The organism is Geodermatophilus sp. SYSU D00525 (genome assembly GCF_054050475.1).
Window position 1 is genome coordinate 72,558 of the sequence record NZ_JBJGZK010000013.1, and the last position, 18,412, is coordinate 90,969.

17 protein-coding genes and 1 pseudogene are annotated in these 18,412 nt (G+C 75.4%); 11 read left to right on the top strand and 7 right to left on the bottom strand.

The window, feature by feature from the left end:
- Positions 1 to 2: 2 nt before the first annotated feature.
- A complete protein-coding gene (locus tag ACI796_RS13240) occupies positions 3 to 125 on the top strand; it encodes a hypothetical protein (RefSeq protein WP_456941694.1) in 123 nt (40 codons plus the stop codon).
- Positions 122 to 289, top strand: a pseudogene (locus tag ACI796_RS13245) (patatin-like phospholipase family protein); the annotation flags it as partial. The gene ACI796_RS13240 and the pseudogene ACI796_RS13245, both read left to right, overlap by 4 nt.
- Here ACI796_RS13245 and ACI796_RS13250 read toward each other — a convergent pair.
- Positions 283 to 585, bottom strand: a complete 303-nt coding sequence (locus ACI796_RS13250; protein WP_456941695.1) for a hypothetical protein — start codon at positions 583 to 585, stop codon at positions 283 to 285. The pseudogene ACI796_RS13245 and the gene ACI796_RS13250 overlap by 7 nt on opposite strands.
- Positions 586 to 623: 38 nt before the next feature.
- Here ACI796_RS13250 and ACI796_RS13255 point away from each other — a divergent pair, with 38 nt between their 5' ends.
- Positions 624 to 962 (top strand): hypothetical protein, encoded by a 339-nt coding sequence (locus tag ACI796_RS13255; RefSeq protein ID WP_456941696.1) that lies wholly within the window; start codon positions 624 to 626, stop codon positions 960 to 962.
- 75 nt (positions 963 to 1,037) lie between these two features.
- On the opposite strand, the gene ACI796_RS13260 is transcribed toward ACI796_RS13255, so the two are convergent.
- The gene (locus ACI796_RS13260; RefSeq protein WP_456941697.1) at positions 1,038 to 2,321 is read right to left on the bottom strand and encodes a PP2C family protein-serine/threonine phosphatase; all 1,284 of its coding nucleotides are present in this window, start codon (positions 2,319 to 2,321) and stop codon (positions 1,038 to 1,040) included.
- A 168-nt stretch (positions 2,322 to 2,489) separates the two neighbouring features.
- Here ACI796_RS13260 and ACI796_RS13265 point away from each other — a divergent pair, with 168 nt between their 5' ends.
- A complete protein-coding gene (locus tag ACI796_RS13265; RefSeq protein WP_456941698.1) occupies positions 2,490 to 2,852 on the top strand; it encodes a thioredoxin family protein in 363 nt (120 codons plus the stop codon).
- 25 nt (positions 2,853 to 2,877) lie between these two features.
- Here the strand turns inward: ACI796_RS13265 and ACI796_RS13270 are convergent, their stop codons facing one another.
- The 5 genes from ACI796_RS13270 to ACI796_RS13290 form a co-directional block, all read right to left on the bottom strand.
- On the bottom strand, positions 2,878 to 5,583 hold the full coding sequence (locus ACI796_RS13270) for a S8 family serine peptidase (RefSeq protein WP_456941699.1): 2,706 nt from the start codon (positions 5,581 to 5,583) through the stop codon (positions 2,878 to 2,880).
- Positions 5,584 to 5,710: 127 nt separating this feature from the next.
- Positions 5,711 to 6,331 (bottom strand): LutC/YkgG family protein, encoded by a 621-nt coding sequence (locus ACI796_RS13275; RefSeq protein WP_456941700.1) that lies wholly within the window; start codon positions 6,329 to 6,331, stop codon positions 5,711 to 5,713.
- Complete coding sequence (locus tag ACI796_RS13280; RefSeq protein ID WP_456941701.1) at positions 6,328 to 7,845, bottom strand: LutB/LldF family L-lactate oxidation iron-sulfur protein; 1,518 nt, start codon at positions 7,843 to 7,845, stop codon at positions 6,328 to 6,330. The genes ACI796_RS13275 and ACI796_RS13280 overlap by 4 nt, the downstream gene beginning before the upstream one ends.
- Positions 7,846 to 7,856: 11 nt before the next feature.
- Positions 7,857 to 8,630: a (Fe-S)-binding protein gene (locus tag ACI796_RS13285; protein WP_456941702.1), complete on the bottom strand. Its 774-nt coding sequence runs from the start codon at positions 8,628 to 8,630 to the stop codon at positions 7,857 to 7,859.
- The gene (locus ACI796_RS13290; protein WP_456941703.1) at positions 8,627 to 9,658 is read right to left on the bottom strand and encodes a LacI family DNA-binding transcriptional regulator; all 1,032 of its coding nucleotides are present in this window, start codon (positions 9,656 to 9,658) and stop codon (positions 8,627 to 8,629) included. Before ACI796_RS13290 ends, ACI796_RS13285 begins: the two co-directional genes overlap by 4 nt.
- A 186-nt stretch (positions 9,659 to 9,844) precedes the next feature.
- Here ACI796_RS13290 and ACI796_RS13295 point away from each other — a divergent pair, with 186 nt between their 5' ends.
- The 7 genes from ACI796_RS13295 to ACI796_RS13325 all read left to right on the top strand — a co-directional run bounded on the left by ACI796_RS13295 (position 9,845) and on the right by ACI796_RS13325 (position 18,407).
- On the top strand, positions 9,845 to 11,410 hold the full coding sequence (locus ACI796_RS13295; protein ID WP_456941704.1) for a sugar ABC transporter ATP-binding protein: 1,566 nt from the start codon (positions 9,845 to 9,847) through the stop codon (positions 11,408 to 11,410).
- Entirely contained in the window at positions 11,407 to 12,486 is a 1,080-nt protein-coding gene (locus ACI796_RS13300; RefSeq protein ID WP_456941705.1) for an ABC transporter permease, read from the top strand. The genes ACI796_RS13295 and ACI796_RS13300 overlap by 4 nt, the downstream gene beginning before the upstream one ends.
- Positions 12,476 to 13,492: an ABC transporter permease gene (locus ACI796_RS13305; RefSeq protein ID WP_456941706.1), complete on the top strand. Its 1,017-nt coding sequence runs from the start codon at positions 12,476 to 12,478 to the stop codon at positions 13,490 to 13,492. Before ACI796_RS13300 ends, ACI796_RS13305 begins: the two co-directional genes overlap by 11 nt.
- Positions 13,493 to 13,558: 66 nt before the next feature.
- Positions 13,559 to 14,647, top strand: coding sequence for a rhamnose ABC transporter substrate-binding protein (gene rhaS / locus ACI796_RS13310; protein WP_456941707.1), 1,089 nt, complete (start codon positions 13,559 to 13,561; stop codon positions 14,645 to 14,647).
- Between the two features lie 65 nt (positions 14,648 to 14,712).
- On the top strand, positions 14,713 to 15,075 hold the full coding sequence (locus ACI796_RS13315; protein ID WP_456941708.1) for an L-rhamnose mutarotase: 363 nt from the start codon (positions 14,713 to 14,715) through the stop codon (positions 15,073 to 15,075).
- Positions 15,072 to 16,256 (top strand): L-rhamnose isomerase, encoded by a 1,185-nt coding sequence (gene rhaI / locus ACI796_RS13320; protein ID WP_456941709.1) that lies wholly within the window; start codon positions 15,072 to 15,074, stop codon positions 16,254 to 16,256. Before ACI796_RS13315 ends, rhaI begins: the two co-directional genes overlap by 4 nt.
- Positions 16,257 to 16,370: 114 nt before the next feature.
- The gene (locus ACI796_RS13325; protein WP_456941710.1) at positions 16,371 to 18,407 is read left to right on the top strand and encodes a bifunctional aldolase/short-chain dehydrogenase; all 2,037 of its coding nucleotides are present in this window, start codon (positions 16,371 to 16,373) and stop codon (positions 18,405 to 18,407) included.
- Positions 18,408 to 18,412: the final 5 nt, after the last annotated feature.

Here is an 18,412-nt window from a genome sequence, read left to right on the forward strand (position 1 = left end):
CCGTGTCCTCCTCCCCGCTCCCGGTGCCGGTCACCCGGCCCGCGGACGCCGCCGACGTCGTGCTCCTCCCCGCCTCCGACGGGTCCCGCTCCGTGACGGCCGGCGACGCGGGAGTCCTGCGGTGAGCCGCGCCCTCGTCCTCGGCGGCGGCGGCATCGCCGGGATCGCCTGGGAGATCGGGCTGCTGTCCGGGCTGGCCGAGGCCGGGGTCGACGTCCGCGACGCCGACCTCGTGGTGGGCACCTCGGCCGGCTCGATCGTCGGCACGCTGCTGCGCACCGGTCACGACCTGGAGGAGCTGTACGCCGCGCAGCTCGGCCCGGTGCCGGCGACCGAGCGGGCGGTGGCGTTCGACGGCGCCGCCTTCTTCGCCTCGGTCGCCGCCGCGCTGGCCGGTGCGACCGGTGAGCAGGACGCGCGCGCCCGGATCGGCGCGCTCGCGCTGCGCGCGCAGACCATGCCGGAGGCCGAGCGGCGCGCGGTGATCGGCGCGCGGATCGGCTCGCCGGAGTGGCCCGCGCAGCGGCTCGTGGTGACCGCCGTCGACATCGCCGACGGCGAGTTCCTCGCCGTCGACCGCGACACCGGCTTCCCGCTGCTCGACGCCGTCCGCGTCCTGCGCGGTGCCCGGCGTCTACCCGCCGATCACCATCGGGGAGCGGCGGTTCATGGACGGCGGGATGCGCTCGGCCACCAACGCCGACGTCGCGGCCCGTTGCGCGACGGTGCTCGTCGTCGCGCCGATGGCGGGGATGGCCGGCAGCCCGCTGGGCCCGTCGCTGGACGACGAGCTGGTCACGCTGCGCCGGGAGGGGAAGGCGCACCTGGTGCTCGCGGACGAGGACGCGGTGCGGGCCTTCGGCACCAACCCGCTCGACCCCGCCACCCGGGAGCCCTGCGCCCGCGCCGGCCGCGTCCAGGCCGCCCGCGTCGCCGACGAGGTCCGCGCCTTCTGGGGCTGACGCCGTCCGTCCTCGACCTGGTGCCGTCTCCCGCGGCGCGAGGCGACACAGGTCGACATGCGGCGCCGAGCGGCCTCAGCCGGGCAGGACGCGGACGGCGAGCACGGCGACGTCGTCGTCGGTGCGGCCGGGCAGGGCGCGGGTGAGCAGGCGGTCACACAGGGCGTCCGCGCTCAGCCCGGACAGCCCGGACAGCGCCTCGGCGGCGGCCGCGAGCCCCTCGTCGATGCCCTGCCGGCCGGCCTCGACCAGCCCGTCGGTGACCAGCAGCAGCGTCTCGCCGGGCGCGATCGCCGCCTCGTGGTCGCGGCGCAGGCCGGGCTCGTCGGTGCCGAGCAGCCGCTCGGGCGGGGTGCGGAGCAGCCGCACCGCGTCGTCGGCGCCGAGCACCAGCGGCGGCAGGTGACCGGCCGACGACCAGCGCAGCAGCCGGCCGGAGCCCGCGGGTGCAGGCTCCAGGTGGGCGACCAGCGCGGTGGCCAGCGTGCCGACGTGCAGGCCGGCCAGCACCCGGTCGACGCGGTCGAGCGTCCGCGCCGGCCCCTCGGGGGAGTCGTAGGCGAGCGTCCGCACCGCGCTGCGCAGCTGCGCCATCGCCGCGGCGGCCTCGACGCCGTGCCCGGCCACGTCGCCGATGACCAACGCCGTCGTCCCGTCGGGACGGGGGAACGCGTCGTACCAGTCGCCGCCGACCAGGTGCTGCGACACTGCGGGCCGGTAGCGGACGGCGACCTCGAGGCCGGGCGGCTGCGGCGGCGGGGTGAGCAGGCTGTGCTGCAGCGTCTCGGCGACCCGCAGCTGGCGGCCGTAGAGCCGGGCGTTGTCCAGCGCCAGCGCCCCGCGGCGGGCGACCTCGACGGCGAGCGCGACGTCGTCGGGCCCGGCCGGCGGCCGGTCGCCGCACCGGACGAGGGACAGGACGCCGAACCCCGAGCCACGCGCCTGCAGCGGCACGAACAGGCTCGACCGGGGGTCCAGCCGCTCCCAGGCCGCGCGCACCGGGCCCTCCGGCATCGACTCCGGACCGAGGTCCGCCTCGACGCGGGTCAACTGCACGGGCTCGCCGGAGGCCAGCACCGAGGCGAGCGCCGCCTGGTCGCGCGGGGCGGTGACCCGCCCGGCGAGGTAGGTGTCGACGTCGTCGAGGCGCTCGGGGTCCCGGTGCGCGCGGGCGGAGCTGCCGGGGGCGCCGTCGCCGGCGAGCAGGGTGACCGTGGCCCAGTCGGCGAGGACGGGCACGACGAGGCGGGCGAGCCGGTCGGCGGCGGTGCCGGTGTCCAGGCTCTGGGTCAGGGACTCGGTGACCTCGGCGAGGTAGCGGTAGCGCTCGGCGTCCCCGGTCCCGTCGTCGCTGCTCACCCTGGCTCCGTCCCGGCTCCCCGTCCACGGGGTGCCGGGTACGGAGCGTACGGCAGTCGTCACCACGTCAGCCCCGGCCAGCGCCGCCCGCGAGGCGCCGGCCACGGGCACCACGGCTGTGCGCGGGAGGACCCCGGGCCACACTGGGGGAGGGGACGGGAGGCGGACATGGCGACGGCGAGCATCGGTGCGGCCGACTTCACGACGACGGTGTCCGCGCCGGGCATCGTGCTGGTCGACTTCCGCACGTCACGGTCGGGCAGCAGCCGCGCGTTCACCGCGGTGTTCGACGAGGCCGCGGCGCGGCACCCGGACCTGCGCTTCACCGCCGTCGACACCGAGGCCGAGGCCGCCCTGGCCGCCGAGCTGGGCGTGCGGTCGGCGCCGACGCTGCGGGTCTACCGCGACGGCGTGCTGGTCTTCGCCGAGCCCGGGTGGATCCCGGCGGACTCGGTCGACCTGCTCGTGGACACCGTCCGGGCCCTCGACATGCAGGCGGTGCGGGCGACCTACCCCGAGCCGCTCGACTGAGCCCCGGGGGACGGCCGGTCCCGGGTCAGACCGCCAGGCCGCTGCAGGAGCGGGTGCAGTCGATGCCCCAGACGGCGGCGCCGAGCGCCGTGAAGCGCGCGGTCCGGACCAGCCGCTCGCCGTGGGGTCCGGTCACGATCCGGTCCCCGGCCGGGGACGGCGTCGCGACCGGCCGGGTACCGGGCTGGGTCCCGGGCTGCGTGCCGGTCGCCGGCCGCGTCGGTGCGGACGCGGCGTCGACGTAGGTCAGCCCGGCGGTCAGCACCGTCGAGGTGCCGTCCGGCGCGAACACCCAGACGTCGTAGCTGCCCGCGACCCGGGCCGGCGTCGTGAAGCTCAGACCGGTCGCCGACACCGCGGTCACCGTGGCGGCCGTGGTGGCGCCCACCCGGACGCGGGCGCCCGCCGGGATCGCCTCGCCGGTGACGACCACGCGGGTGCCGCCGGCGGTGCCGACCCGCGCCGGGCTGATCGAGGTCAGCCGGAACGGGCCCACCCGCGGGTAGTCCGTGCGGCCGCCCAGGTCGGGAGCCGGGGCGCCGGGTGCCGGGGCGCCGGGTGCCGGGGTGGTGGGTGCCGGGGTGGTGGGCGCCGGGGTGCCGGGCGCGGGGGTGCCGCTCCCCGGGGCGGGCGTGTCCGGCGTGGACGCACCCGGAGCCGGAGTGCCCGGCGCCGTCGCGCCCGGGGCGGACGCGCCCGGCGTGGAGGCACCCGGCGTGGACGCACCCGGTGCCGAGGTGCCCGGCGCCGACCCGCCCGGAGCCGGGGGGCCCGGTGCCGTCGTCCCCGGACCGGACGTCCCGGGGGTCGGGGTGCCGGGGGTCGGGGGACCGGGGGGCAGGGTGCCGGGGGTCGGGGTGCCGGGGGTCGAGGGTCGCGGCGTCCCGGTACCGGGTGCGGGGGAGCCGGTCCCCGGGGCGGGCGAGCCGGCACCGGGCGCCGGGGACGACGGGGCTGCCGACGACGGGGCTGCCGACGACGGGGCCGGCGCGCCGGTGCCCGGGGCCTCGTACGCGACGCCGACCAGCAGCGGGGCCGCGGAGGCCAGGCCGACGTCCACGCCGTCCCGCACCAGCTGCGCGGTGAGCACGTACCGGCCCTGCGCCAACTCGGTGCTGGGGGTGACCGTCGCCGCGGGACCGGGACGGGAGCCGAGGTCGAACACCACCTGGCCCTCGTCGTCGGTGGTCGCGGTGACGCCGCCGACGGTGACCGGCTGCCGCGTCAGCGCGAAGACCTCGCCGTCGTGCTCCATGCCGAGGCCGAGGCGGACGGAGTACGTGCCGGCCGGCGCGCTGCCGCTGGTGACGACGGTCGGGGCCACCGTGCCCGGCTCGGCGGCCATGCCGGTGAACGTGTGGGTCACCGGGGCCCCGGTCGCGCCCAGCGCCGCCAGCGACAGGCGGCCGCCGGTGACCGACCTCCCGGCGAACGCGGCCACCGGCTGCGCGTCCCGCAGCAGCCGCTGCGCCAGTTCCCCGGCGGGAGCGGTGCGGTCGTGCGCCCGGTACAGCGCGACGGCGGCGGCGACCTGCGGCGCGGCGATCGAGGTGCCGCTGACCGCGGAGTACCCGCCGGTGTTGCTGGGCGCCACCACCAGGTTGCCGGGCGCGAAGACGTCGACCGTGCCGGCCCCGTGGGCGGAGAACGACGCGACGGTGTCGGCCGCGGTGCTCGCGCCCACGGTGAGGACGTTGGGGGCGTTGATGCTCGCCGGGTAGAACGGCGACGTGTCCCGGTCCAGCGCGTCGTTGCCGGCCGCGGCGACGACGACCACGCCCTTGCTGTTGGCGTAGGCGATCGCGTCGCGGAGGATCTGCGCGCCGCCCGGGCCGCCCCAGGAGGCGTTGACGACGTCGGCGCCGTGGTCGGCGGCGTAGCGGATCGCCTGCGCGCCGAGGTACAGGTCGACGCTGCGCCCGCTGCCGATGACCAGCGGCATGACGGTGGCGTCCGGCGCCACGCCGGCCAGGCCCTCGCCGTTGCCCGCACGGGCGGCGGCCGCCCCGGCGACGCCGGTGCCGTGCGAGTTGTCCCCGCCGCCGTTCGTCACGTCGGGGGAGTTCGCGTAGAAGTTCCAGCCGTGGCAGTCGCCGGCGTAGCCGTCGCCGTCGGTGTCGGCCGTCCCGCACGGCTCGTCGGGGTCCGTCCACAGCGCGCCGGCCAGGTCGGGGTGGCTCGCCAGCATGCCGCTGTCGACGACCGCGATGACCGTGCCGCGGCCGGTGCCGGCCTGCCAGCCGGCGGGCGCGCCGACGTCGGCGCCGGCGACCGCGGCCTGGCTGTACGCGTTGCCGCCGGTGTTGGCGAGGTGGTAGCCGAACGAGGCCCAGTACGGGTCGGTGATCTCCCGGCCGAGGGCCTCGCCGGGCACCGACACGGTGACCGCCGCGTCGGGCAGCAGCGCCCGGACGGCGTCGGGGGTGATGCCGTACCCGGCGAGCAGGGCGGTGCCGTCGAACAGCAGCTGCGCGGAGTCGACCCCGGCCAGCTCGTCGAGCGCGGTCAGCGTGGCGGCGTCGATGCCCGCCGGGGCGTCGACGACGAGGCGGGTGCGCCCGTCACCGGCCGGCGCGGGGTCGCCGGCCTCCACCAGCGGCGGGTCGGCGAGCGCGGTGTCGACGGCAGCGGCCCCACCGAAGCCGAGGACGGCCGCGACGACCGCGGCGGTCGCCCGCCCGGCCCGGTTCGCGTGCCAGCCGCCCGGACCCTCCGGTCCTGCAGTCGCCATCCCGCGGCCCTCTCCCCGTCGTCCGTGCGAACGCCGGGAGGGCGCCGCTGACGCCGGGAGCCTCACACGGACCAGGGCCGTCCGTATCCGTGTGATGACGGACGGTAGCCCCGAGGAGGGAGAGGGGTCAGCCGGCGAGGACGACGACCAGGGTGCGCGGGCCGTGCACGCCCTCGACCCGCTGCAGCTCGATGTCGCTGGTCGCCGACGGGCCGCTGACCATCGTCAGCGGCGCCACCGGGTCCAGCCGGGCCAGGGCGTCGGGCACGTCGGGCACCACCTGGGCCGTCTCGACCACGCAGACCAGGACGTCGGGCAGCAGCGACAGCGCCCGCCGGCCTGACAGCGGTGACCCGTCGAGGACCAGCGTGCCGGTCTCGGCGATCGCCGTCGCCACGCCGGTCAGGGTCGCGGCGAACGCGGCGAGCTCGACCGCGGGCCGGCCGTCGTCCCCGGCCGAGCCGTCCGGCCGCCACGCGGCCGGCACCCCGGGGGCGACGACGACGCCGGCCGGGTCCCAGCCCGCGCCGAGCGCCGCATCGAGGCCGCGGACCACGGTCGCCGGGACCTCCTCCGGCGCGCACCGCAGCACCGTGGCGCGGTAGTCCTCCACCCGCTCGGCGAGCAGGTCGAGCAGCTCGGCGGCCGGCAGCTCGCGCGGCGCCGGCACCGGCGGGACGGCGACCGACGGCCGGTCGGAGCCCAGGGCCGTCCGGATCCGCCCGAGCACCTCCTCGCGGGCGCTCACTCCCCGTGCTCCTCGGTCCACTGCTGCACGAACGTCCTCCCCGGCGGGGTGGGCAGGTCGCGGGTGCGGGTCCAGGCGCTCGCCGGCGGCGGCAGCGTGGCCGGCAGCGTCGGCTTCCCCCGGGCGAACAGCCGGCCGAGCCCGGCGGCGCGCTGGGCCAGGTGCCACAACCGCGGGCTGCTCATCACCCGCGACAGCCCGCGGAAGGCGACCGCCTCCGCCGTCGGCCGCTCCTGCGCCTCGACGTGCTCGGCGCGCAGGTGCACGAGGATCGACGGGATGTCGATGGCCACCGGGCAGACGTCGTAGCAGGCGCCGCACAGCGACGAGGCGTACGGCAGCGAGGCGTTGTCCTCGACGCCGGTCAGCTGCGGGGACAGCACCGCGCCGATGGGGCCCGGGTACACCGAGCCGTACGCGTGCCCGCCGGTGCGCTCGTACACCGGGCACACGTTGAGGCAGGCCGAGCAGCGGATGCAGTGCAGCGCCTCGCGGCCCACCTCGTCGGCGAGCACCGCCGTCCGGCCGTTGTCGAGCAGCACGAGGTGGAACTCCTGCGGCCCGTCGCCGGGGGTCACGCCGGCCCACAGCGAGGTGTAGGGGTTCATCCGCTCGCCGGTGGAGGAGCGGGGCAGCAGCTGCAGGAAGACGCCGAGGTCCTCCCACCGCGGCACGACCTTCTCGATGCCCATGACGGTGATCAGCGTCTGCGGGAGCGTCAGGCACATCCGGCCGTTGCCCTCGCTCTCGACGACGGCGAGCGTTCCGGTCTCGGCGACGGCGAAGTTGGCCCCGCTGACGGCGACCCGCGCGCGCAGGAACCGCTCGCGCAGGTGGGCGCGGGCGGCCATGGCCAGCTGCCGCGGCTCGTCGGTCAGGCCGGGGTCGACACCGGGGATGGTGCGGCTGAAGATCTCGCGGATCTCCGAGCGGTTCTTGTGGATCGCCGGCACGAGGATGTGCGACGGGGTGTCCTCGCCCAGCTGCACGATCAGCTCGGCGAGGTCGGTCTCGACGGCCTCGATCCCGGCGGCCGCCAGGGCCTCGTTGAGGCCGATCTCCTGGGTGGCCATCGACTTGACCTTGACCACCTCGTCGCTGCCGGTGGCCCGCACCAGCTCGGTGACGATGCGGTTGGCCTCGGCGGCGTCGCGCGCCCAGTGCACCGTGCCGCCGCGTGCGGTGACCTGCCGCTCGAGCTCCTCGAGGTGCTCGTCGAGCCGGGCCATGGTGGCGGCCTTGAGCGCCTTCCCGGCCTGGCGCAGCTGCTCCCAGTGCGGCACCTCCGACACGACGGCGGCGCGCTTGCCGCGGATCGTCGTCGTGGCGCGGCCGAGGTTGGCGCGCAGTTGCCCGTCCCGCAGCGCACCCCGCGCCGCCTCGGGGAACGGCTGCGTGCCGCGCAGGTGACCGACGCCACGGGGCGCGGTCGGCAGGCCGAGGAACGTCGTCCCGGAGCGGGGCGCGCCCGGCTCGAGCGGCGTCGGCTCCGAGGGGGCGGCAGAGACGGCCATTCCTGCCGCCCTCAGGCCCGGACCGCGGGGCGGGTGGACTGGGTCGGGCTCACGTCGTCCTCCGTCGAGGCGAGGATCTCGGCCAGGTGCACCGTCCGGGTGCCCGAGCGCAGCCGGGACAGCCCGCCGCCGATGTGCATCAGGCAGGACGCGTCGCCGGCGGTGCACACCTCGGCGTGCGTGGACAGCACGTTCGCCATCTTGTCGGTGAGCATCGCCGTCGAGGTGTCGGCGTTCTTCACCGCGAACGTGCCGCCGAACCCGCAGCAGGACTCCGCGCCGGGCAGCTCCACCAGGTCCAGCCCGCGGACGGCGCGCAGCAGCTGCAGCGGCCGGTCGCCCACCCGCAGCAGGCGCAGCGAGTGGCAGGTCGGGTGGTAGGTGACCCGGTGCGGGTAGTAGGCGCCGACGTCGGTCACGCCGAGCACGTCGACGAGGAACTGCGACAGCTCGTGGGTGCGCGCGGCCAGCGCCTCGGCCTCGGCGGCCAGCCGCTCCTCGCCGGCGCGGCGGGCGACCGCCGCCTGCTGGTGGTGGATCGAGGCCACGCACGACCCCGACGGCGCCACGACCGCCTCCGCGCCGGCGAACGCCCGCACGTGGTTGGCCACGATCGGCACCGCCTCGCGCCGGTAGCCGGTGTTGACGTGCACCTGCCCGCAGCAGGCCTGCGTCGGCGGCACGACCACCTCGTGGCCCAGCCGCTCCAGCAGCCGCGCGGTGGCCATCGCGACCTGCGGCACCACCGTGTCCACCAGGCAGGTGGCGAACAGCGCGACCCTCACGGCGTCCCCTCTCTGTCGCGGAAGACCATGCTCGACTCGCGGACGACGAGCGTCGGCTCGAAGACCTCCTGCACGTGCACGTGCCCGTCGCCACGCGCCTCGTCCAGCAGCAGCTCGGCGGCCCGCGACCCCAGCGCCGCCCGCGGCTTGCGCACCGAGGTCAGCGGCACCGCGGCGGCCGCGGCGAAGTCGATGTCGTCGTAGCCGACGATCGCGAAGTCGTCGGGCACCCGCACCCCCTGGCGGACCATCTCCTGCAGCACGCCGAGGGCCAGCAGGTCGTTGGCGCACACCGCGGCGGTAGGGCGGCGGGCCGCGGGCAGGCCGACGATGCGCGCGGCGGCCTCCCGGCCGCCCGCGACGGTGAGGTGCTCGGGGGAGAGGACCAGCAGCGCGTCCTCGTCGCCGGTGGCCTCCCGGACGGCGGCCACGACGCCGGCGTGCCGCTCCTGCACCTGCGGCAGGCCGGACGCGCCGCCGATGAACGCGATCCGCCGGTGCCCGCGCTCGAGCAGGTGCTCGGCGGCCAGCCGGCCCCCGAGGACGTCGTCGACGGCGACCGCGCACTGGTCGGGGCCGCTCGCGCGCCGGTCGACCAGCACCACCGGCACCCCGCGGCGGCGCAGCGAGTCCAGGTGCGGCGACGGCTTCGCGGTCGGGGTGATGAGCACGCCCTGCACCCGCTGCTCGGCGAGCACGTCGAGGTGGGCGGCCTCCTTCTCCGGGCGGTCGTCGGAGTTGCACAGGATCACCGCGAGGCCGGCCGGGTCGACGACGTCGTCCACGCCGCGCGCGACGTCGGTGAAGAACGGGTTGGCGATGTCGAGGACGACCAGCCCGATGGTCCGGCTGCGCCCGGCGCGCAGGTGGCGGGCCGACTCGTTGCGCACGAAGCCGAGCGCGGCGATCGCCCCGAGCACCCGCTCGCGGGTCGGGCCGCTCACCACGTCGGGGCGGTTGAGGACGTTGCTCACCGTCCCGACCGAGACGCCGGCGTGCTCGGCGACGTCGCGGATGCTCACCGGCACGGCGTCTCCTCGCGGGGTCGGAGTGGGGTGACGGAGGACACCGTCCGGCAGCGATGGTCGTCGGTGGACTGAAACGTGTCAAACACCGGTCACGGGCCAGACACGCGGTGTTGACACGTCTCGAAACGCCTCCCTATGGTCTGCGCCACAGCACGCCTGAATCGTTTCACAACGGAGGTGGTCGTCGTGGACCACGCCTCGGCGCCACCCGCGCCGCCGGCGACCGGTCGGGCACGGGACGGCACCGTGGTCCTGGCCCTCGAGGACGTCGGCAAGAGCTTCGGCGCGGTCGCCGCGCTGCGCGGTGCGCAGCTCGAGCTGCGCGCGGGGGAGGCCCACGCGCTCGTCGGCGAGAACGGTGCCGGCAAGTCGACGCTGGTCAAGGTCCTCGCCGGCGTGCACGGCCCGGACACCGGCCGCGTGCTGCTCGACGGGCAGCCGGTGACCCTCGCCGACCCCGCCGCCGCGCGGGCCGCCGGCATCGCGGTCATCTACCAGGAGCCCACGCTGTTCCCCGACCTGTCGGTCGCGGAGAACATCTTCATGGGCCGCCAGCCGCTGCTGTCGGGCCGGCGCATCGACCGCCGCGAGCTCGGCCGCCGCTGCCGGGCGCTGTTCGACCGCCTCGGCGTCGCGCTCGACCCTGACCGCCCGGCGCGCGGGCTGTCGATCGCCGACCAGCAGATGGTCGAGATCGCCAAGGCGCTGTCGTTCGACGCGCGGGTGCTGGTGATGGACGAGCCGACCGCCGCGCTGTCCGGCGTCGAGGTGGAGCGGCTGTTCGCCGTCGCCCGGTCGCTGCGCGACTCCGGCGCCGCGGTGCTGTTCATCTCCCACCGGTTCGACGAGGTTTTCGACCTCTGCGACCGGATCACCGTCATGCGCGACGGGCAGTGGGTCTCCACCGACCCCACCCGCGACCTCACCGTCGACCAGGTGGTCCGCCGGATGGTCGGCCGCGAGGTCTCCTCGCTGTTCCCCAAGGTCGACGTCGACCCCGGCGACGTCGTGCTCGAGGTGCGCGGCCTGACCACCCGCGGCGTGTTCGCCGACGTCTCCTTCGACGTGCGGGCCGGCGAGATCGTCGCGCTGGCCGGCCTGGTCGGCGCCGGCCGCAGCGAGATCGTGCGCGCGGTCTTCGGCGTCGACCACTACGACGCCGGCTCGGTCCGGGTGTCCGGGAAGGCGCTCAGGAAGGGCGACCCGGCCGCCGCGATGGCCGCCGGCATCGCGCTGGTCCCCGAGGACCGCCGCCAGCAGGGCCTGGTCATGGAGCTGTCGGTGGAGAAGAACGCCACCCTCACCCGCCGCTGGAAGCTGGCGCGGGCCGGGCTGCTCAGCTCCCGCGCCGAGCGGGCGCAGGCCGCCGAGTGGTCGAAGCGGCTGCAGGTCAAGGCCGGGAAGCTGTCCGACCCGGTGTCCACGCTGTCCGGCGGCAACCAGCAGAAGGTCGTCCTCGCCAAGTGGCTGTCGACCGAGCCGCGCGTGCTGATCGTCGACGAGCCCACCCGCGGCATCGACGTCGGCACCAAGTCCGAGGTGCACCGGCTGCTCTCGGAGCTGGCCGCCGAGGGACTGGCCGTCGTCATGGTGTCCAGCGAACTGCCGGAGGTGCTCGGCATGGCCGACCGCGTCCTCGTCGTCTCCGAGGGCCGCCTCGTCGACGACATCCCCCGCGCCCGCGCCGACGAGGACAGCGTGATGCTGGCCGCGACCGGCCAGGGCTCCTCGACCGCGGGGGCCGCCCGGTGAGCGCGCCCCTGACCAAGCCCCCCGCCGCGCTGCCGGAGGAGCTGGCCGCGCCCGAGCGCACCGGCCGCCGCGGGTCGGCGCTGGTCCACCGGCTGTTCGTGGTGCGCGAGCTCGGCATCCTCGCCGCGCTGGTGCTGCTCGTCCTCGTGACGGTGATCGCCAACCCGCGCTTCCTGTCGGGGCAGAACGTCCGCGACCTGCTGCTGTCGGCGGCGATCCTCACCGTCCTGGCCGCCGGCCAGACGATGGTGATCATCACGCGCAACGTCGACCTGTCGGTCGGCTCGGTGCTGGGCCTGTCGGCCTACGCCACCGGCACGCTGCTGGTGGTCGCCCCGGGCACGCCGGTGGTCGTCGCGGTGCTCGCCGGCATGGCGGTCGGCGCGGTGTGCGGCCTGGTCAACGGTCTCATCGTGGCCACCGCCGGGGTGCCCTCCCTGGTGGTCACCCTCGGCACGCTCTACGCCTTCCGCGGGCTGGACTCGCTGTGGGCCTCCAGCGCCGACCGGCTGCAGATCAACGCCGCCGACCTGCCCGCCGGGTTCAAGTCCCTGGGCGGCGCCCGGCTGCTCGGCGTCCCGGTGCTGTTCCTCGTCGCCGTGGCCGTCGTCCTGGTCGTCGGCTACTACCTGCGGACCTTCCGCAGCGGCCGCGAGCTGTACGGCATCGGCTCGGCGCCCGAGGCCGCGCGGCTCTCGGGCATCCCGGTCGGCCGGCGGGTGCTCACCGCCTTCGTCGTCAACGGGGCCCTCGCCGGGCTCGCCGGCGTCCTCTACGCCGCGCGGTTCCAGACGCTGGACACCACCGCCGGCACCGGCCAGGAGCTGTTCGTCGTCGCCGCCTGCGTCGTCGGCGGGGTCGCCATCTTCGGCGGCAGCGGCTCGGTCTACGGCGCCGCGCTCGGCGCGCTGCTGCTCACCACGATCGGCACCGCGCTCCCGCAGTTGGGGCTGGACCCGTTCTGGCGGGACGCCGCCGTCGGCGCGCTGATCCTCGCCGCCATCGCTCTGGACCGGGCGCTGCAGCTGCGCCTGGCCGCCCGCCTCCGGGGGAGGAACGCCCGCCGTGACCGTTGAGACCGCTCCCGCCCCGGCCGCCCCGGCCGCCGCGCCGGCCCGCCGCGGGTTCACCCTGCCCGGCGGCAGCGTCATCACCACGTTCCTCGTGCTGTTCCTGGTCATCGCCTCCGTCACGGTCGAGGGCTTCGCCAGCACCCGCAACGCCGGCTTCCTGCTGCTCGACGTCGTGGTCATCGCGCTCATCGCGCTGCCGCTGACGCTCGTGGTGATCACCGGCGAGATCGACCTGTCGGTGGCCAGCACCGTCGGCCTGTGCAGCGCGGTCATGGGCCAGCTGTGGGTCGCCGGGCTGCCGCTGAAGGGGATCATCCCGCTGGTCCTCGTGCTCGGCGGCGTGCTCGGCGCGGTCAACGGCTTCCTCGTGACGAAGCTGGGGCTGCCCTCGCTGGCGGTCACCATCGGCACGCTGGCGCTCTACCGCGGCCTGGCGTTCGTCGTCCTGGGCGACCAGGCGGTGGCCGACTTCCCGCGCGCTTGGACGGCGTGGGCGATCAGCTCCATCGGCTCGACCGGCATCCCCACCGTCGTCGTCCCGCTGCTGGTGCTGGTCGCGATCACCGCGGTCGTCCTGCACGCCACCCCGATCGGCCGCTCGCTGTACGCGATGGGCAACAGCGAGGACGCCGCCCGGTTCAGCGGCATCGACGTCGGCCGCACCAAGCTGTGGCTGTTCGTCGCCACCGGCGTGATCAGCGCCCTCGGCGGCGCCTACTGGACCCTCCGCTACGGCAGCGCCCGCGCCGACAACGCCACCGGCCTGGAGCTGCAGGTCATCGCGGCGATCCTGCTCGGCGGCGTGTCGATCTTCGGCGGCAGCGGCGGCCTGCTCGGCGTCATGGCCGGCGCCCTGCTGCTGGCCTCGGTCCGCAACGCGCTGCAGCTGGTCAACGTGCCCTCGGACGTCCTGAACATCGTCACCGGCGTCCTGCTGATCACCGCCGTCGTCGCGCCGCAGGTCGCCGCCCGGGTCAGGGGCCGGCGCCGACGGCCGGCCGCCACCTGACTTCCCCTGCACCAGAACCGCACCACCGCACCACCCGACCCCACCCACCCGAAGAGAGGGACCCCGATGTCGCTGTTCCTGACCAGCCGCCGCCTGCGCGGTGGCCTGACCGGCGTGGCGGTGGCCGCCGTCGTGCTCACGACCGCCGCCTGCGGCGGGACCACCCGCGGCGAGGACGAGGGGAGCAGCGGCGGCGACGACGCCGCGGGCGCCTCCGCGAACCCGGACGCCGAGATCCCCGCGGACCTCGCGATCGCCTTCCTGCCCAAGCAGCTGAACAACCCCTACTTCGACGTCGCCGCCACCGGCTCCGAGCGCGCCGTCGGCGAGGTCGAGGGCGAGTTCAGCCAGGTCGGCCCGTCGGAGGCCAGCGCCTCCTCGCAGGTCAGCTACATCAACACGCTGACCCAGCAGGGCGCCGACGTCATCCTCACCTCGGCCAACGACCCCAACGCCATCTGCAGCGCCCTGGACCAGGCCCGCAGCGGCGGCGCCAGCGTCGTCACCTTCGACTCGGACACGAACCCCGAGTGCCGCGACCTGTTCATCAACCAGGCCACGGCCGAGGGCATCGCGCAGACCCAGATCGACCTCATGGCCGAGCAGATCGGCGGCGCCGGGCAGGTCGCCATCCTGTCCGCGACGGCGAACGCCACGAACCAGAACGCCTGGATCGAGCTCATGACCGAGTACGCCGCGCAGGAGTACCCGGACATGGAGATCGTGACGACGGTCTACGGCGACGACGAGGACGAGAAGTCCTTCCAGGAGACCCAGGGTCTGCTGCAGACCTACCCGGACCTCAAGGGCATCATCTCGCCGACCACCGTGGGCATCTCCGCCGCGGCGCGCTACCTGTCCGGCTCGGAGTACAAGGGCCGGGTCGCGCTGACCGGCCTGGGCACCCCGAACCAGATGCGCGAGTTCGTGCAGGACGGCACGGTGACCGCCTTCGCGCTGTGGAACCCCGAGGACCTCGGCTACCTGGCCGCCTACGCCGGCGCCGCGCTGGCCGCCGGCCAGATCACCGGCGAGGAGGGCGAGACCTTCGAGGCCGGTGACCTCGGCGAGTACGAGGTCGGCGCCGACGGCGTCGTCGTCCTCGGCGAGCCCACCGTGTTCAACGCCGACAACATCGACGACTTCGACTTCTGAGTCGTCGCACCCGGTCCCGCCGCCGGCCCCGGCGGCGGGACCGGGACCCCCGCAAGGAGACCCCCGTGCCCCGCGCCTGCTTCACCCTCCAGGTCCGCCCGGACCGGCTCGCCGAGTACCGCGAGCGGCACGCTGCCGTCTGGCCGGAGATGCTGCGCGCCCTGCGCGACGCCGGCTGGGGCGCCTACCAGCTCTACCTGCGCGAGGACGGCCTGCTCGTCGGGATCGTCGAGACCGACGATCTCGCCGCCGCCCAGGCCGCCGTCGACGCCACCGACGTGAGCGCCCGGTGGGAGGCCGAGATGGCTCCCTTCTTCGCCACCGGCGACGGCCGCGGCAAGGCCTCGCTCGACCTCGTCTTCGACCTCGACGCCCAGCTCGCGGCGCTGGGGTCGCCTGCATCCGCCCCGAACGGAGACCCCTCGTGACCGACCCCGGCACCCCCGATCGCAGAGCCCGTGCCCTCGCCGCGCTGGCCGAGCAGACCATCGAGCTGCCCTCCTGGGCGTTCGGCAACTCCGGCACCCGGTTCAAGGTCTTCGGCCAGCCGGGTGTCGCCCGCGACCCGTTCGAGAAGATCGAGGACGCCGCCCGGGTGCACCGGTACACCGGCGCCGCGCCGCGGGTGTCGCTGCACATCCCCTGGGACCTCGTCGACGACTTCTCCAAGCTCGCCGCGCACGCCGCCGACCTCGGCGTCTCGATCGGCGCGATCAACTCCAACCTGTTCCAGGACGACGACTACCGGCTCGGGTCGCTGACCCACCCGGACAAGGCCGTGCGGGACAAGGCGATCGCCCACCACGCGCAGTGCGTCGACGTCATGCGCGCCACCGGCTCGACCGACCTCAAGCTGTGGCTGCCCGACGGCACCAACTACGCCGGCCAGGACGACCTGCGCGCCCGGCAGGACCGGCTCGCCGACTCGCTCCAGCAGGTCTACGCGCTGCTCGACCCCGGCCACCGGCTGCTGCTCGAGTACAAGTTCTACGAGCCCTACTTCTACGCGATGGACATCCCCGACTGGGGCACCTCGCTGCTGCACTGCCTGGCCCTCGGCGACCAGGCGACGGTCGTGCTCGACACCGGCCACCACGCGCCGGGCACCAACATCGAGTTCATCGTCATGCAGCTGCTGCGGGTGGGCCGGCTCGGCGCCTTCGACTTCAACTCCCGCTACTACGGCGACGACGACCTCATCGTCGGCTCGGCCGACCCCTTCCAGCTGTTCCGGATCATGAACGAGATCGTGGCCGCCGACGCGCTGCGCCCGGAGTCGCGGGTCAACTTCATGCTCGACCAGTGCCACAACATCGAGCCGAAGATCCCCGGCCAGATCCGCTCGGTGATGAACGTGCAGGAGGCCACGGCCAAGGCGCTGCTGGTCGACCGCGAGGCGCTGGCCGCCGCGCAGCAGTCCGGTGACGTGCTCGCCGCGCACGGCGCGCTGAACGACGCCTTCGCCACCGACGTCCGCCCGCTGCTCGCCGAGCTGCGCGAGTCGAAGGGCCTCGACGCCGACCCGTACGCCGCCTACGCCCGCTCCGGCCACCAGGAGCGCATCGCCCGCGAGCGCATCGGCGGCACCCAGGCCTCCTGGGGCGCTTAGTCCCCGTGGCCGTCCGCGGAAGTGCACCTCCGTCCCGCGGGCTCTCGGTGCGGAGAGCCCACCCCTCTCCGGCAGAAACGGCCATTTCTGCCATCACCGGAAGGAAGCACCCCCGTGACCAACCCCGTCGTCCGTGAGCTGCTCGAGCGCAGCAACCGGCTGGGCGCCGACCCGCGCAACACCAACTACGCCGGCGGCAACACCTCCGCCAAGGGCACCGAGACCGACCCGGTGACCGGTCAGCCGGTCGAGCTGCTGTGGGTCAAGGGCTCCGGCGGCGACCTCGGCACGCTCAAGGAGGCCGGCCTGGCCGTGCTGCGGCTGGACCGGCTGCGCTCGCTGGTCGACGTCTACCCGGGGGTCGACCGCGAGGACGAGATGGTCGCCGCGTTCGACTTCTGCCTGCACGGCCGCGGCGGCGCCGCCCCGTCGATCGACACCGCCATGCACGGCCTCGTCGACGCCGCGCACGTCGACCACCTGCACCCCGACTCCGGCATCGCCCTGGCCACCGCGGCCGACGGCGAGGCGCTGACCCGCGAGTGCTTCGGCGACCGCGTCGTCTGGGTGCCGTGGCGCCGCCCCGGCTTCCAGCTGGGCCTGGACATCGCCGCGATCAAGGAGAAGAACCCGCAGGCCATCGGCTGCGTCCTCGGTGGGCACGGCATCACCGCGTGGGGTGCCACCGCCGCGGAGGCCGAGGCGAACTCGCTCGACGTCATCCGGACCGCCGAGCGCTTCCTCGCCGAGAAGGGCGAGGCGGAGCCGTTCGGCGCCGTCGTCCCCGGCTTCGAGGCGCTGCCCGAGGCCGAGCGCCGGGCCAAGGCGGCCGCGCTCGCGCCGGTGATCCGCGGGCTGGCGAGCACCGACAAGCCGCAGGTCGGCCACTTCACCGACTCCGACGTCGTGCTGGAGTTCCTGTCGCGGGAGAAGCTGCAGCCCCTCGCCGCGCTGGGCACCTCCTGCCCGGACCACTTCCTGCGCACCAAGGTCCGGCCGCTGGTCGTCGACCTCCCGGCCACGGCGCCGCTGGAGGACGTCGTCGCGCGGCTCGAGGAGCTGCACGGGGAGTACCGCGCCGAGTACGCCGCCTACTACCAGCGGCACGCGACGCCCGACTCGCCGGCGATGCGCGGCGCCGACCCGGCGATCGTGCTGGTCCCCGGCGTCGGCATGTTCAGCTTCGGCGCCGACAAGCAGACCGCGCGGGTGGCCGGCGAGTTCTACGTCAACGCCATCAACGTCATGCGCGGCGCGGAGGCCGTCTCCACCTACGCGCCGATCGACGAGAGCGAGAAGTTCCGCATCGAGTACTGGGCGCTGGAGGAGGCCAAGCTCCAGCGGATGCCGAAGCCCAAGCCGCTGGCCACGCGGGTCGCGCTGGTGACCGGCGCGGCGAGCGGCATCGGCAAGGCGATCGCCGTGCGGCTGGCGGCCGAGGGCGCCTGCGTCGTCGTCGCCGACCTGGACCTGCAGAAGGCCACCGACGCCGCGGCCGGGATCGGCGGCCCCGACGTCGCCGTCGGCGTGGCCGCCGACGTGTCCGACGCCGAGGCCGTGGCCGCCGCGTTCCGCGAGGCGGTGCTCGCCTTCGGCGGCGTGGACCTCGTCGTCAACAACGCCGGCCTGTCGATCTCCAAGCCGCTGCTGGAGACCACCGAGCGCGACTGGGACCTGCAGCACGACGTCATGGCCAAGGGCAGCTTCCTCGTCTCCCGCGAGGCGGCCCGGATCATGATCGACCAGGGGATGGGCGGCGACGTCGTCTACATCTCGTCGAAGAACTCCGTGTTCGCCGGGCCGAGCAACATCGCCTACTCCTCGACCAAGGCCGACCAGGCCCACCAGGTCCGGCTGCTGGCCGCCGAGCTCGGCGAGCACCAGATCCGGGTCAACGGCATCAACCCCGACGGCGTCGTCCGCGGGTCGGGCATCTTCGCCGGCGGCTGGGGCGCCCAGCGCGCCGCCGTCTACGGGGTGCCGGAGGAGGAGCTCGGGCAGTTCTACGCCCAGCGGACGCTGCTCAAGCGCGAGGTGCTGCCCGAGCACGTCGCCGACGCCGTCTTCGCCCTCACCGGCGGGGAGCTCACCCGCACCACCGGCCTGCACGTCCCGGTCGACTCCGGGGTCGCCGCGGCCTTCCTCCGCTGAGCGGG